At 53.2% G+C, this 14296-nt stretch carries 17 protein-coding genes; 12 read left to right on the plus strand and 5 right to left on the minus strand.

Going from position 1 to position 14296, the window contains the following annotated elements; all coding sequences use genetic code 11:
- Positions 1 to 2 precede the first annotated feature (2 nt).
- Positions 3 to 173, minus strand: a complete 171-nt coding sequence (gene ytzI / locus BJU60_RS15130) for a YtzI protein (protein WP_141737204.1) — start codon at positions 171 to 173, stop codon at positions 3 to 5.
- 161 nt (positions 174 to 334) lie between these two features.
- Between ytzI and BJU60_RS01025 the strand changes: the two genes are divergently transcribed.
- A complete protein-coding gene (locus BJU60_RS01025; RefSeq protein WP_070327094.1) occupies positions 335 to 1447 on the plus strand; it encodes a PP2C family protein-serine/threonine phosphatase in 1113 nt (370 codons plus the stop codon).
- A 47-nt stretch (positions 1448 to 1494) separates the two neighbouring features.
- Here the strand turns inward: BJU60_RS01025 and BJU60_RS01030 are convergent, their stop codons facing one another.
- Positions 1495 to 2430, minus strand: coding sequence for a magnesium transporter CorA family protein (locus BJU60_RS01030; protein WP_070327095.1), 936 nt, complete (start codon positions 2428 to 2430; stop codon positions 1495 to 1497).
- A 112-nt stretch (positions 2431 to 2542) separates the two neighbouring features.
- Between BJU60_RS01030 and BJU60_RS01035 the strand changes: the two genes are divergently transcribed.
- The gene (locus BJU60_RS01035) at positions 2543 to 2947 is read left to right on the plus strand and encodes an Hpt domain-containing protein (RefSeq protein WP_254281613.1); all 405 of its coding nucleotides are present in this window, start codon (positions 2543 to 2545) and stop codon (positions 2945 to 2947) included.
- A gap of 37 nt (positions 2948 to 2984) precedes the next feature.
- Here BJU60_RS01035 and BJU60_RS01040 read toward each other — a convergent pair whose 3' ends face one another.
- Positions 2985 to 3863, minus strand: a complete 879-nt coding sequence (locus BJU60_RS01040; RefSeq protein WP_083273941.1) for a chemotaxis protein — start codon at positions 3861 to 3863, stop codon at positions 2985 to 2987.
- A 228-nt stretch (positions 3864 to 4091) separates the two neighbouring features.
- Between BJU60_RS01040 and BJU60_RS01045 the strand changes: the two genes are divergently transcribed.
- The 9 genes from BJU60_RS01045 to BJU60_RS01085 all read left to right on the plus strand — a co-directional run bounded on the left by BJU60_RS01045 (position 4092) and on the right by BJU60_RS01085 (position 12397).
- Positions 4092 to 5528, plus strand: a complete 1437-nt coding sequence (locus BJU60_RS01045; protein WP_070327910.1) for an NADP-dependent glyceraldehyde-3-phosphate dehydrogenase — start codon at positions 4092 to 4094, stop codon at positions 5526 to 5528.
- 101 nt (positions 5529 to 5629) lie between these two features.
- Positions 5630 to 6607: an MBL fold metallo-hydrolase gene (locus tag BJU60_RS01050; RefSeq protein ID WP_236637548.1), complete on the plus strand. Its 978-nt coding sequence runs from the start codon at positions 5630 to 5632 to the stop codon at positions 6605 to 6607.
- Entirely contained in the window at positions 6604 to 7350 is a 747-nt protein-coding gene (locus tag BJU60_RS01055) for an SDR family NAD(P)-dependent oxidoreductase (protein WP_070327099.1), read from the plus strand. Before BJU60_RS01050 ends, BJU60_RS01055 begins: the two co-directional genes overlap by 4 nt.
- Positions 7351 to 7369: 19 nt before the next feature.
- Entirely contained in the window at positions 7370 to 8542 is a 1173-nt protein-coding gene (locus tag BJU60_RS01060; RefSeq protein ID WP_070327100.1) for an ABC transporter substrate-binding protein, read from the plus strand.
- Positions 8529 to 9305 (plus strand): ABC transporter permease, encoded by a 777-nt coding sequence (locus BJU60_RS01065; protein ID WP_070327101.1) that lies wholly within the window; start codon positions 8529 to 8531, stop codon positions 9303 to 9305. The genes BJU60_RS01060 and BJU60_RS01065 overlap by 14 nt, the downstream gene beginning before the upstream one ends.
- Entirely contained in the window at positions 9302 to 10003 is a 702-nt protein-coding gene (locus tag BJU60_RS01070; protein ID WP_070327102.1) for an ABC transporter permease, read from the plus strand. Before BJU60_RS01065 ends, BJU60_RS01070 begins: the two co-directional genes overlap by 4 nt.
- Entirely contained in the window at positions 10000 to 10884 is an 885-nt protein-coding gene (locus BJU60_RS01075) for an ABC transporter ATP-binding protein (protein WP_070327103.1), read from the plus strand. The genes BJU60_RS01070 and BJU60_RS01075 overlap by 4 nt, the downstream gene beginning before the upstream one ends.
- The gene (locus tag BJU60_RS01080) at positions 10884 to 11465 is read left to right on the plus strand and encodes a CDP-alcohol phosphatidyltransferase family protein (RefSeq protein WP_070327104.1); all 582 of its coding nucleotides are present in this window, start codon (positions 10884 to 10886) and stop codon (positions 11463 to 11465) included. The genes BJU60_RS01075 and BJU60_RS01080 overlap by 1 nt, the downstream gene beginning before the upstream one ends.
- Complete coding sequence (locus BJU60_RS01085; protein WP_070327105.1) at positions 11462 to 12397, plus strand: FAD-dependent oxidoreductase; 936 nt, start codon at positions 11462 to 11464, stop codon at positions 12395 to 12397. The genes BJU60_RS01080 and BJU60_RS01085 overlap by 4 nt, the downstream gene beginning before the upstream one ends.
- A 25-nt stretch (positions 12398 to 12422) precedes the next feature.
- Here BJU60_RS01085 and BJU60_RS01090 read toward each other — a convergent pair whose 3' ends face one another.
- The gene (locus tag BJU60_RS01090) at positions 12423 to 12737 is read right to left on the minus strand and encodes a thioredoxin family protein (protein WP_070327106.1); all 315 of its coding nucleotides are present in this window, start codon (positions 12735 to 12737) and stop codon (positions 12423 to 12425) included.
- A gap of 126 nt (positions 12738 to 12863) precedes the next feature.
- On the opposite strand from BJU60_RS01090, the gene BJU60_RS01095 reads away from it, so the two are divergent.
- Positions 12864 to 13403 (plus strand): PadR family transcriptional regulator, encoded by a 540-nt coding sequence (locus BJU60_RS01095; protein ID WP_070327911.1) that lies wholly within the window; start codon positions 12864 to 12866, stop codon positions 13401 to 13403.
- A gap of 3 nt (positions 13404 to 13406) precedes the next feature.
- Here the strand turns inward: BJU60_RS01095 and BJU60_RS01100 are convergent, their stop codons facing one another.
- A complete protein-coding gene (locus tag BJU60_RS01100) occupies positions 13407 to 14237 on the minus strand; it encodes an aldo/keto reductase (protein WP_254281614.1) in 831 nt (276 codons plus the stop codon).
- Positions 14238 to 14296: the final 59 nt, after the last annotated feature.

The following is a 14296-nucleotide window of genomic DNA, read 5'->3' on the forward strand; positions in this document are numbered from 1 at the left end:
CTCTATTTTTTATCGGTCTGATCGTTTTCAGAGATTCGACGATTGATCTCATCGTAATCGAGGACGATGTCGTCTTTGTTGTCTTTGTAGGCGTATCCTTTTTGGATGACGACGACAGAGGCGACCAAGACGAGTAAAATAATCAATCCGCTCACGGCAAATATCCATCCCATAGCGCATTCCTCGCTTTCTTTCTCTTAGTATGACAAAAATCTGAGACGTTCTCCATGTTTGAGTCTCTCACAACTGTTACAGGTTTGAAATGGTTGGTCTCTTGATTAGATATGATACAATAACATATAGAAGAACACTGACAGAGAAGGTAGGGATGACTATGGCGATTTTGATTGTCGACGACGAACCGGTCAATACGATGGTTCTCGAACAATTATTGCATCAACACGATTATGAGACGGTCTCGGTCTCAAGTGGTGAAGATGCTCTCGCGCTCCTCATGGACCCGCAAGCCCCGTCGCTGTATGACCTCGTCCTGCTCGATGTCGAGATGCCCGGCATCTCAGGGATTGAAACGTGCAAACGGATTCGACAAATGACAGGATATGAAGAACTGCCGGTAATCATGGTGTCGGGCCGGACCGAAGAGAAGCAAATTGCCGAAGGGCTAGATGCTGAAGCGTCCGACTATACGACGAAGCCGATCAAAATCACCGAACTCCTCGCTCGGATTCGCTCGGCGCTCCGTTACAAAGCGGCCGTCGATGAACGGAAAAAATATGAGGCTCGTCTCCAATATGACCTGGATTTGGCCCAAAAGATTCAGCAGAGCGCACTGACCCCACCAATCAGTAGCGCGGAAATCGATATGCGGGCGCTGTACCTGCCATCTAAAAAATTGGCGGGTGACATGTACGCCTGGTTCCAAGTCGCGCCTGATCGTTACGGTGTCATCATCTTCGACGTGATGGGTCACGGCGTGTCTTCAGCCTTGATCACGATGGGAATCCGCTCAATCTTGCCAGGCCTTGTCGCCAACGTCCAGTACCCGGTCGACGTCATGACCGAACTGAACCGACAGATGACGTTCCTGTTTTCAGGCGACGATATGCAAAGTTATTTCACGGCCGTCTATTGTTACATCGATACGACGAATCAACGCATCGAGTATGTCAATGCCGGCCATCCGCCCGTGATCGTGACGTCTCCGGAAGGGATGACTCGTCTCGAGACGACTGGGGTGCCGGTCGGCATGTTCGAGGAACCGAATTATGAATCGAAAGAAATCAAGATCACGCCAGGTATGGTCCTGCATATGTACACGGACGGACTGATGGAATGTTATAGCAAAGACATCGATGACGGCATCCGTTGGCTTGAAAAAGACATCGCCACGTACGGCTTAGATTATGCCCGTCACGTTGCCGAACGGCTCGTCCCGAAAATCGAGATTGACGACGACTTGTGCCTCGTCACGGTAAAGCTAACTTAAACGACAAAAGGATGAGACCGTCGCTCATGACGATTTCATCCTTTTGTCTAGAAATAACGTTTCCGCCATAAAATATAAAAGGCGAGACTCGAAAAACCGACCATCATGGCAAGTGCGAACACGAAACCGATTGATTGACCTTCGAACGGGACTTGGACGTTCATCCCAAAGATCCCGGAAATCATCGTCGGAATGCTGAGCACGATCGTGATCGACGCCAAGAACTTCATGACGAAGTTGACGTTGTTCGAGATGATCGACCCGAACGCATCCATCTTAATGCTGATGATGTCGTTATAAATCGAGGCCATCTCCATCGCCTGACGATGCTCGACGAATACGTCTTCTAACAAGTCTTCGTCTTCTTCATGCTTCTCAAGACTCGGCGTCTTGACGATGCGGTCGAGGACGCTGTCATTCGCTTTGAGCGATGTCATGAAGTAGACGAGCGACTTCTGTAAGTTCATCAACTGGAAAATTTCCTGATTTCGCATCGAACGTTGAAGTTCTTGCTCTAGCTCTTCCATTCGCCGGTCGATCTGGCGAAGGAACCGCAAGTACGTCATGCTGACTCGGTGCAAAATCTGGAAGACGAACCGGCTGCGATAGTTTGTCCGGAACAAGCGGGCTTTGCCGTTAGCGAACAAGTTGAGTACATCGAGGTCACGCGAACAGACGGTGATGAAATGTCGTCCCGTGACGATGATACCGAGTGGGATCGTATTATAGGCACGTCCCGTATCGTCTTCTTCGACGTATGGAACGTCAATGATCATGAGCAGGCCTTCGTCATCTTTCTCAAAGCGCGGCTTTTCTTCAATATCAAGTGGGTCGTACACGAAGTCTTCAGGAATGCCGGAGGCGGCAATGACTTGATCGGCCTCGTCTTTCGTCGGATTGACGAGTTGGATCCAGCTTCCTTTGTCAAAGTCTTCGATCTCGTGCACACGACCAGATGCGTCGGTACGGTAAATCGTTAGCATAATCTTCCTCCTACCTTAGCTCAACTTTATTATAGGTAGGCGAGTAGGAGAGTGCAATCGCAAAGAAGGAGATTTTTTGTTTTCTCTCGAAAACATACTACAGTGAGTTAGAATGTCAGAAGGAATGAGTAGAAGGAGGGATGGAGATGACTCAAAACCTCAAAACGCTCTGTTTAACGAAGAGAAATTAGCAGAGCTCCATCAAATCGCTAGTGGAAATAAAGATTTTCTGAAAAAGATTGCAGAGACGTACGTCGCGCAGTTCGAGGCGAAGTTTCCTGAATTAAAGCGCGTGGTCGAGACGAAAGATCATGAACAAATCGAACAACTCGCCCACTTGTTAAAGGGAGCCTCTTATTCGGTCGGACTCGACGAGACGGCGTCGCGTTTCCAACAACTTGAACTCGCCGGTGAGACGAACGAAGTCGAGAATCTTGAACCGGTGCTTGAGGACATCGAGCGTCAAATGCAACGGTTCGCTGTCGAGTGGGACGCCTATTTCAATCGATTGGTGTAATCAAAGAGGGGCCGCAATTTTGCGGCCCCTCGGTTTGTCATTTGGCTAAAAACTCATCGAGCGTCGCAATCAACATGCCGATTTCAGGCTTCGTGATTTGTGCGTTCGCGCCGACGGCGTCGCCTTTATGTTTCAAGTCATCTGAGATGAGTGACGAGAAAATTACGATCGGTAACGTCGCGTAGCGGTCCATTTCGCGTAGCCGTCTCGTCAAATGCAACCCGTCCATTTGCGGCATCTCGATGTCGGTGATGAGCAGATCGCATTCGACACCATCTTGCTCGAACGCATCAAGCGCTTCTTTCCCGTTGTTGAAGATTGTCGTGTTGAAGTAGCCTGCATCGTCGAGCGTGTCGATGATCAAGGTGCGGAGCATCTCCGAATCTTCTGCGATCCACACTTGTTTGTTCGAGCGTTCCCTTGCACCGAGTCGTTTGACGGATTCACGAGCCATGATGTCTTTTCGTGACAACTCGAGAGCGATGCGCTCATAGTCGAGAAGAATGATCATTTGGTCTCCTGTTTTGACGACGCCGTTCGTGATGCCTTGAACACCGCGGGCAAGATCTGACGGTGTATCGATCTGTTCCCATGAGATGCGCTTGATCTCTGTCACTTGGTCGACTCGGAGCACCGATTTCTCGCCGTTAAACTCACAGACGATCAAGCGATCCCCGTCTCCGGCTTCACGAGGATGACCGATGACCATCGGGAGATCGATGACCGTCATGACTTCACCGCGCAATTCGATCAACCCCATGATCGCCTCAGGCGTCCCGGGTAACGGGGTAAGTGGAAGCATCGTGATGATCTCGCGAACCTTCATGACGTTAATCCCGAAAATAAACGGGCCTGACTGGAAAATGACGATTTCTAACTCGTTCGTACCTGCTTCAAGTAAAATATTATGATCCATGCTCAATGGTGGTCCCTCCTATATCGCGTTCTCTCTTCCTTTCTATCGGTCAAATCGACCAAAGTCTTCAGTTGAAAAGTGTCAAAGTCGGGTCAAAAATCACGAAAAGTCATTGAGTAACCGTTTACATTACATAAACTGAATCTTTATAGTTGTTCAACGGAATTGATTTTGCATACAATGAGGGTGGCAACGAGATATCACAGCTTACTCAGGAGGCAGATAGAGATTATGAGTATGAACACGTATCCATATTTAATTAACGGGCAATGGCAAGAATCAACAACAAATGAGACGATTGAACTCGTTTCACCTTATACAGAAGAAATCGTCGGACACGTCCAAGCGATGTCGCGCGACGAAGTCGACGAGGCGATTCACGGTGCTAAACGTGCACAACAAGAGTGGGCGGCGCTTCCGGTCAACAAGCGCGCCGAGCTGTTGTACGCATGGGCGGACAAACTCGAAGAACGCGTCGATGAGATCGGTCAAATCATCATGCGCGAAGTCGGGAAGAACTTGAGCGACGCGAAGAAAGAAGTCGTCCGCACAGCTGAGATTATTCGTTATACGGCTGAGGAAGGACTTCGTTTCACAGGTGGATTCATGCAAGGCGATTCGTTCCCGGGCGGATCAAAGAATAAAATGGCGATCATCAAAAAAGAGGCACTCGGTGTCGTTCTCGCGATCTCACCATTCAACTATCCGGTTAACTTAGCCGCTGCTAAAATCGCCCCGGCCCTTATTACGGGGAACGCGGTCGTCTTCAAACCGGCGACGCAAGGTGCGATCAGTGGCGTCAAAATGGTCGAGGCCCTGCAAGACGCCGGTCTTCCGAGCGGATTGTTGAACCTCGTGACGGGTCGCGGTTCGGTCATCGGCGACTACTTGACGTCGCACCCAGGTGTCGACATGATCACATTCACTGGCGGTACAGGAACCGGTCAACATTTGTCACAACAGGCATCGATGGTCCCGGTCGTCTTAGAGCTCGGCGGCAAAGACCCGGCGCTCGTCTTAGAAGACGCGGACATGACGCTTGCGGCGGATCAAATCGTCAGCGGTGCGTTCTCTTACTCGGGTCAGCGTTGCACGGCGATCAAACGCGTCTTCGTGCTCGAAGATCAAGCGGACGAACTCGTCGCCATGTTGAAACAGCGTGTCGAGAAACTCACGGTCGGTTCGCCAGTCGACAACAGCTTCATCGTCCCGCTCATCGACAAGAAGTCGGCTGACTACGTTCAAGGCTTGATCGACGACGCCGTCAACAAGCGTGCGACGGTCGTCCACGGTAACGAACGCGACGGCAACCTGCTTCACCCGACGCTGCTCGATCACGTCACGCGTGAGATGCGTGTCGCTTGGGAAGAGCCGTTCGGACCTGTTCTTCCGATCATCCGTGTCAGCTCGCTCGACGAGATGATCGAACTGACGAACGAGTCAGAGTTCGGTCTTCAAGCGAGCGTGTTCACGCAAAACGTGAACAGTGCGTTCACGGTCGCCGACAAGCTTGAAGTCGGTACGGTCCAAGTCAACGGTCGAACGGAACGCGGTCCTGACCACTTCCCGTTCATCGGTGTGAAACAATCAGGTCTCGGTGTCCAAGGGATCGGACGCAGTCTTGAAACGATGACACGCGATAAAGTGACAGTCATTAACTTATAAACGATTGGAGGGGAGAAATCCCCTCCTTTTTTTGTGCCATTGAAATCCCTTCTTTCTGACAGGTATAATGAATGAAGATAGGTGGAAGGGGTTGTGTGGACGTGGCGAACTGGATTTCAAGCCAACTGGCAAGACTCGATATTCCGACACCGTTTGAGGTCGGTAACGTGAACGTATACATCGTAGAGCATGGGGGCCGGTTTTTCATGGTCGACTGTGGCCCGGATACGGAAGAGGCATGGGCATCCTTGAACGGCGAATTGGCTGAACTCGAACTGACGCTAGCGGATATCGATTTTCTATTTTTAACGCACCATCATGCCGACCATGCCGGTCAAGCTTGGCGGCTACGGGATGCCTCGATTCCAGTCTACGGTCACGAGAAGCTCGTTCGTTATTTGGAACAGACACCGAACTTTATTAAAAAAGGCAATCACTTCTTATATGAACTGGCTCATTGGTTCGGGGCACCGGAGTCGATCATCACCAAGTTGCCGGACTACCGGGAGGCGCTACGTTGGATCGGTCCGACGACCGTCACGATGACGTTCGAAGAAGGACAAGACGTGACGAGCGACGGGGCATGGAAGACGATTCATCTGCCGGGACACGCGAGCGATCAACTCGGACTGCTCGGACCGGGCGGCGTCTTGATCGCCGGTGATCATTTGATCGATGCGGTCGAACCGAACCCGTTGATCGAACAACCGTATGAGGACGAAGGGTTTGCGTCACCGGTCTTACTGTATCTCGACTCGCTTAGAAAGTTACAGGAGCTTGATATTAAGCTCGTCGTGAGCGGACACGGTAATCCGATTCAGCATCCGCGGGTGCTCATCGAATCAAGGATTAGTCAACGCTATGAACGGAGCGAACAGCTGCTGAACGACTGGGCCGACGGCTTGAGTGTGTTCGATTGGTCGATGCGGCTGTACGGGCGGAAGATGCGCCGGGCGATGCCGCTTGTCTTCAGCGAAGTGTTCGCGCGGTTGACATTGCTCGAGGAGCGCGGTCATGTCGTCAAGCAGTTAGCCGATGGCAAATGGATTTATGTGAGAGTGGAGGAAGCAATGGAATGAGACATATTGTGATCACGGGTGCGTCGAGCGGCTTTGGTGCCGCTTTGGCGCATTCTTTTTCGGCAGCGGGCTATAAGCTGACGTTAATTGCCAGAAACGAGACGCGCCTTCGAGAGCTCGGGACGAAACTATCTGCAGACTGGATGGTCGCGGATGTTTTGACAAGTTATGAGACGCTCGTCGACGATGTCGTACGGAAATATGGACCGATCGACGGTTGGGTCAACAACGCCGGCGTCGGTGAGTTTGACCGGGTCGTTGATCAAACGACGGACGTCATCGAAGAGACGATGCGCTTGAACGCGATCGCGCCGATGGTGATGTCGCGTGACTGTGGGCGCCGGATGAAGCGAGGCGGGACGATCATAAACGTTTGCTCGCAAGCTGCCAAAGTGCCGACCCCGAAGTCGGCCGTGTACGCCGGATCGAAAGCGGCGTTGCTCCAGTTTTCAAACGCGCTCCGGCTCGAGCTGAAGCCGGCAGGTGTCCATGTACTGACAGTCAATCCTGGTCCGATCAACACGCCGTTCTTTGATCGTGCTGATAAGACGGGTCGCTATGAACAGAGTGTGCGTCGTATCATGCTCGACCCAGATCAGTTGGCACAGCGGGTCGTCTCAGCGTTTGAACAATCGAAACGTGAAGTCAACGCCCCGTGGTGGATGGACTTAGGCGGAAAACTGTACGCAATGTGCCCGATTTGGTTCGAACGGTTGGCAAAACGGGGATTTGACAAAAAGTAGTAGAGAGAGGGGAAGTACGATGCGACGAATACGACAATTTGGGCTGCTGTTTGCGCTTGTTTTTCTCAGCGCCTGCGGGACGACGGGAGCAGACTTGGCCCCGACGTTTGACGAGGCGGTTCAAGAGGCTGAGCAAACGACGGTCAACTTTTACTTGTGGGGTGGGGACGACGGCATCAACCGTTACATCGATGACTACGTCGCACCACGCCTGAAAGAGACATACGATATCGAGTTGAATCGCGTCCCGATGGACACGGCCGAATTCATTCGCCAACTGTCACTCGATAAACGTTCGAACCGAGAGGCGGGCACGATCGACCTCATGTGGATCAATGGTGATAATTTTAGAAACGCGGCCGAGGCGGAGCTTCTACAAGGCGACCTGCTCGATAAAATCCCGAACGCAGCACTTTTGAACGAGACCGCGCAAGCGACCGACGCCGGGACGCCGACCGACGGACTCGAGGTGGCGTGGGGCAACGTTCAGTTCGTGCTGCACTATGATGCCGACAAAGTGACGAATCCTCCGGCGACGTTCGAAGAATTACATCGTTGGACCGAAGCAAATCCGGGTCGTTTCACGTATCCTGAAGTGACAGACTTCACCGGTAACGCGTTCGTCCGCCATCTGCTCTATGCCGAGTACGGGGAAACGATCCGGAGCGATCAAACGATCCCGGATGCATTTTGGGATGAACTCGCGACGTGGTCACCGAATCTGTGGAAACAAGGAGCGACGTATCCGAAGTCACTCGCTCAACTCGACCAACTTTATGCGAAAGGTGACGTGTGGATGACGATGGGATTCAATGAGCGTCGTGCTGAGGCCGAGCGAAACGACGGCGTGTTTCCAGACGGGACGCGTGCACTCGTCCTCGATCATTCAATCGCCTCGACGCATTTTCTCGCGGTCCCGTTCAACGCAAGCAATCCGAACGGTGCCATCGTCGTGATCAATGAATTGTTGTCACCGGAAGCCCAACTCGCCAAACAAGATGCGACGTATTGGGGGGACGGGACGTCGCTCGATTTGACGAAGCTTGAACGAGCGGACCGGGAAGCCTTCCTCAAGCTGGACACGGGCGTCACGTATCCAGACCCTGAACAACTTGCCGAACGTTCGATTGCCGACTTCGGGCCGAGCGTGATCGATCAAGTTCGTGAGGGATGGTCCCGTGTCGCGAGGTAGCGTCGGCTTGAGCGTCATCGTCTTATTGCTACCGCTCGCCGGTCTGGCGTTTCTAGCCGGTGAGACCGCTTCGTTCGAATGGACGTCACTTTGGCGCGATGCGGCGTGGCGGGCGAGTTTAGCCGTCACGCTTTACGTGACGCTCGTCTCGACGACGATTTCGCTACTCATCGGGACGTGGTTGGCACGAACGGTCCGGATTCGAGAGGCGGTTTGGCTTTCAGCGCTGCTCAAATTGCCGATGTTCGTGCCGCATGTCGCAGGTGCGTATTTATTTTTGTTGTTGTTCTCGGGCGGTTTTCCGTTTTACGGGCTTGTGGAAGCGAACGAGCGCCATCACTTTGTCGTCATATTGACGTATGTGTGGAAAGAAGTGCCGTTCGTCTTTTTGATGATGCTCGGCACATACGGGCAACTGAATCGCGGCTATCTCGATATGGCGAAGACGCTCCAACTCACACGGTTCGAGCAGTTCAAAGTCGCGGAGTGGCCGTTTTTACTGAAGCCGCTCTTGGACTCGTTTTGGATTTTAGTGGCGTTCATCTCGTTCGCTTACGAGGTACCGGCCCTGCTCGGGGTCACATTCCCGGAGCTGCTCGGGGTGCTCGCATACGAACGGCTGACGACAGGGTTGTTTTTAAACGCGAATGAATCCTACGCGGTCGCACTCGTTTGGACACTATTGATCTCAGTCGGGGCTTTTGTATCGTATCTCGTTACGGCCAAACGAAGACGCCGGATTGAAAAAGGGGTGAGGCGATGAGTCGGGTCCTTATCATCAGTTTCATCTTGTTCCCGTTTCTCGGCTTACTCTTCGGTTTGCCTTCTCCGATCCGATTGGATGAAGTGCTCATGAACACGGTGTTCTACGTCATCAGTTTGGCCGTCATCAATGTCTGGCTCGGTCTCGGGACAGCGTGGTGGCTGATTTTTACAGAGTCGAGATGGCGGACACTCGTCGAGTGGCTCGTCTTTATCCCGTTGTTCATTCCGGTCATGGCGAGTATGTTCGGTATGTACATCGTGCTCGCGAACGTCGGGCTCGTCGGGACGTATGCCGGTGTCTTGCTCGTCTTGCTCGTCTCGACGCTCCCGTACTCGATCCGGCTCGCCTACAATGCGATGTATGTGATCGGACGCCCGCTCCTTGAGCAGACGATGACACTGCCGCCGCTGCCTCGATTTAGCATGGTGCTGTTTCCTTTGTTGGCGGCGACGATGCGGACGATCGTCTTGTTCTCGACGGTCATCGTTCTCGGTCAGTTCGTGCTCGTGCAATTGATCGGTGCAGGGCTCATCCCGACCGTCACGACACAACTGTATCAATCGTATGCGGGAAATGACGTTTCATTGGCACTACAAAACACGTGGGTCCTCATCTTGTTGCCGGTCTTGTTGTATATCGGTCTCGGAGGATTGTTCCGCGCAGCGGTAAGAATTATGAAGGAGCGGTTAAGATGAGTTTAGTCGTTACGAAAATACAAAAAAACTTTAAACAACGCGACGTGTTGAACGGGGTCGACCTGATCGTTGACAAGAAAGAGATCCATGCGCTTGTCGGGGTGAGCGGGTCCGGGAAGTCGACGTTGCTACGGATTATCGCCGGACTTGAGACGGCAGACACGGGGACGGTGACGTGGGACGGAGAGCCGCTCCTCGGGACGCCTCCTCACAAGCGGCGCATCACGATGCTGTCACAATCACCGCTTCTGTTCCCGCATCTGTCCGTCGGGGAGAACGTGACGCTCGCGACTCAAAACCGGTCCCGGGAGCAGGCGGAGGCGTGGCTTGACCGTGTCCGCCTTCCGGGCCGATATGATGATGACATCCACGAACTTTCCGGAGGCGAGCAACAGCGTGTCAGTTTTGCCCGTGCCCTTGCGGCCGAGCCGCGGCTCATTTTGTTAGATGAGCCGTTCACGAATCTCGATCCGGATTTGAAGTACGAGTTGCAGCGGCTGATCCGGGACCTCGTCCAACAACTCGAGTTGACGGCGTTGCTCGTGACCCACGACCGGGAAGAAGCGATGCTCGTCGCCGATCGGGTGACGTTGCTCGAGGACGGAGAAGTCCTAGCGACGGGGACGCCAGGCGAACTTTACGAGACTGAGCCGGCGTTTGGAGACTTTATCGAGCTTTCAGGTTCGTCTTATCCGGCGACGATGATGGAAGTGACGGAAGAAGCAGGCGAACCGGTCGTACTCGTCCGACAGTTGAATCGCTTCGGCAATCGCCTAGGCGAGTATCGCCTCGCGACCGGTACGTACGTCATTCTCCCCCGGGATGAATCGTTTCAGGTCGGGGAGACCTACTATTTGCGGAAGAAAAAAGGAGTGGTTTGATGCTAGACACGTACGGAAGCCGCTGGGTTCGTCCCATCGTTGAACGAGGGGCCGATCGGCTTCTAAAATGGAATTTCACACCGAACGAAGTGACAATCCTTGGAGGGATCATCGGGATCTCGGTCGGGTTCTTTATTTATAATGACATGCTTTGGACAGCGGTCGCCCTGCTTTGGTTATCGGGTCTTCTCGATGTCATTGACGGGACGATGGCGCGCCGCTCTCGGAAGACGGGGTTTGGCACAGTGCTCGACCTCGTCTTCGATCGCATCGTCGAGATCTCGGTCGTCGTCGCGCTGGCGCTTCGTTATCCTGAGCACATGCCGGTCTTTCTCTTCTTGCTCGGATCCTTCGTCGTTGCGATGACGCTGTTTCTCGCCGTCGGAGCCAGCAGTTCAAAACGTTCTGAGAAATCATTTTATTATCAACCGGGCCTCCTTGAACGGACGGAGTGCTTCATCTTGTTCACGCTCATGATTTTATTCCCGTCGTGGATCGGGGTCGTCGCGACGCTGTTCCTCATCCTTGAAGTGTTCACGATCAGCCAACGCCTGTTGGAAGCACGGCGGATTTTACGATGAAGCCGCGGCTCGTCCTAGTCGGGCTCGGTCACGGGCAACTCGAAATTTTAGCGCGGATCGAACAGTTGCGTGAACGGTACGAGGTCAGTTATGTCGGACTTGAGGAAACGATTTATACCGGGGCGTTCCCCCAAGTGATCGCAAATGAGATGGCTTCGGCAGTCGTCAACTTGCGACCGGACGTCACACCGGTCGCGAGCAGACTCATCTCGCTCGACCCGGTCAAGCGAATCATCGAGACCGATCGAGGTATGATCGCTTATGATCACCTCGTGCTCGCGACAGGTGCGAAGAGCCGAGGGATCGGAACGGGCTTGAAACCGATGACGGACGTAGTGATCGAACACATTCAAGCGAGCCGTGCGGTCACGATCGTCGGAGGGGGCAAAGCTGGCGTCGAGCTCGCTTTCGCTTGCGTGAGGTCGAAGCAACACGTCACGCTCTATGCGAAGCAGATTTTGCCGGATTTGCCGAACCGGGTCGGCCGTCACATTGCCCGTCGTCTCGTTGCAAGCGGAGTGACGCTGATCGCGCAACAGTATGAGGGTGGGGACGCGCCAGACGGTCTTGTCCTTGACGCGACTGGAGTCGTGCCGGTCGAGTGGTGGCACCGCTCAGGCCTTGCCGAGGAGGGGTCGTTTATTCCGACCGACGCTTATTTGCGTCACGCGACGTATCAAGATATTTACATCACCGGGGATATGGCAATGGGCTTGAACGGAGGCGTCGACGCGGTCCGGTCGGGTCGTCATGTCGCGTCGGCGCTCCTCGGTGACCAAAAGCCATATAAACAGCGGACGTCGCTCAATATTTTATTGACGACCCCGGGACACGCCTTACTCACGTTTGGGCGCTTGACGTGGCACGGCCGGTGTTCGTATTGGATCAAGCGCCAAATCGACAGGCGCTACATGCAGAAATTCACGCACTAAAAAAGACGACCGCGGTCGTCTTTTTTTAGGCGTTCAACGTGTCGAGGAACGACCGAATTTGCATTTCCGTCTTCGCATGCGCCGAATGAAGGTGTTCTTGTTTGACGCCTTCTTGATAGAAGAGCAGTGACGGGATGCCCCGGACTTCCTGCGTGTCAGACAGTTCAGGCAGTTCGTCGCGATCGACGACGTACCAGTTGAATTGCGGGTAGTCTTTGACGAGTTCGTCGACGTACATGTCGAGGCGGCGGCAGTCCGGGCACCAAGACGTCGTGAAGATGACCATTCCTTTATCTTGAATGGCAGTTTGGAATTGTTGTTCAGATTGTATTGGTTTCATGATTGATCACTCCTTTCTCTCATTGTCTGTGTCTTCGGTGCGCCCGTCAACCGATTGACATTCTCGGACTTACAAGAGATTGTGCTACACTTAAAAAAACTGAACTGCAAGGGAATGGTGATGGTTATGGCGTTACGTCATGCACTACTCGGGTTGTTGACCCATCAGCCTGCGACCGGCTACGCCTTGAACGCGACGTTCAAAGCGCAAATGATCCACTTTTGGCACGCCCATCATACACAGATTTATCGGGAACTGTTAAAGATGGAAGACGAGCACCTCGTTTCGTCAGAGCATGTGACCCAACATGATCTTCCCGATAAGAAGATCTATTCGATCACAGCGACGGGACGTCAAGAGTTGATTGACTGGCTCAGACAACCGACGTCGTTTCAGCCGAAGATGAAAGATGAGAACCTGCTGCGCGTCAGCCTGTTGCAACTGCTTCCGCTCGACGAGGCGATCCGTTACGTCGAGGAGACGAAAACGCATCATGAACAAGTCGCACACCAAATTCGTGCGTTCCAAGCAGCCCATCAATCGGAAGCGGACACGCTCGGGTACTTATTGACGAGTGAATATGCGATCCGCATGATGGAAAACTATGCCGATTGGGCCGATTGGGCGATCGAACAAATGAAACAGCGCGGTACACATACGACCTGACGTTCAGGTCGTATGTTTTGTATACGGATGAATCGGCAGACGAGCCAGCAGTTTATCGAGTGCACGCTCATTGATGTCGTCATGATATGCGTCAATCGTCTGCTGCAACTGCTCGACAGAAGAAGCGCCAGGCAAGACGACGGCACACGTCCGTTTCGCGGCAGCGAGCGCATACGCTTGAATCGGGTGTGGCAACGTCGACAGGAGGTTGCGTAACTCGGGTTCGCTCCACGACTCGAAGCCCTTAGCGCTCAAGCGCTCGGACCATTCATCGGTCAACAGCCCTTTAGCGAGCGGTCCTCGACCGACGAGCGGAACGTCTTGCCCGAGCGATTCGATGCGGCGGTCGAGCAGTGAGTACGGTGTCATCAAGACATCGAGCTCCCCGTGCTCAAGCCAGTAGCGGATCACGTTCGGACGAATCGAGGAGAGCCCGATTTGACGGATGACCCCGGCCTGCTTTTGTCGACGCATGAAATCGATCGTCGCGTCAAGGTCGTCTTCCATCGTTCCACCGTGTACGTAATATAAGTCTAAGTAATCCGTCTGTAGTCGTTCGAGAGAACCATGAAGCGCCTGTTCTAAATAAGAAGGGGTTGGGTTCCAGCGCATTCCGTCTTCGGTCCATTCATTTCCGCCTTTGCTCGTCAAAAACAAATCGTCCCGCCGACCGTCGAACGTCTCACCAACGAGCCGTTCGACGTCGTGACGGTCATAGACGTCAGCCGTGTCAAAATGACGGATCCCTGACGCATAAGCCGCCTCGAGAATCCGTCGGCCCTCATCGTCACCTTGTTTTAAAATCGACATCGTTCCTAGTCCAAGTTCTGCCATCGATAATTCCTCCTTGTTCCGTCCATTGATTTGACTCATAATTACAGTATATAAGAAAA

This window comes from Exiguobacterium aurantiacum (assembly GCF_001766415.1).
Lineage (GTDB): Bacteria > Bacillota > Bacilli > Exiguobacteriales > Exiguobacteriaceae > Exiguobacterium > Exiguobacterium aurantiacum_A.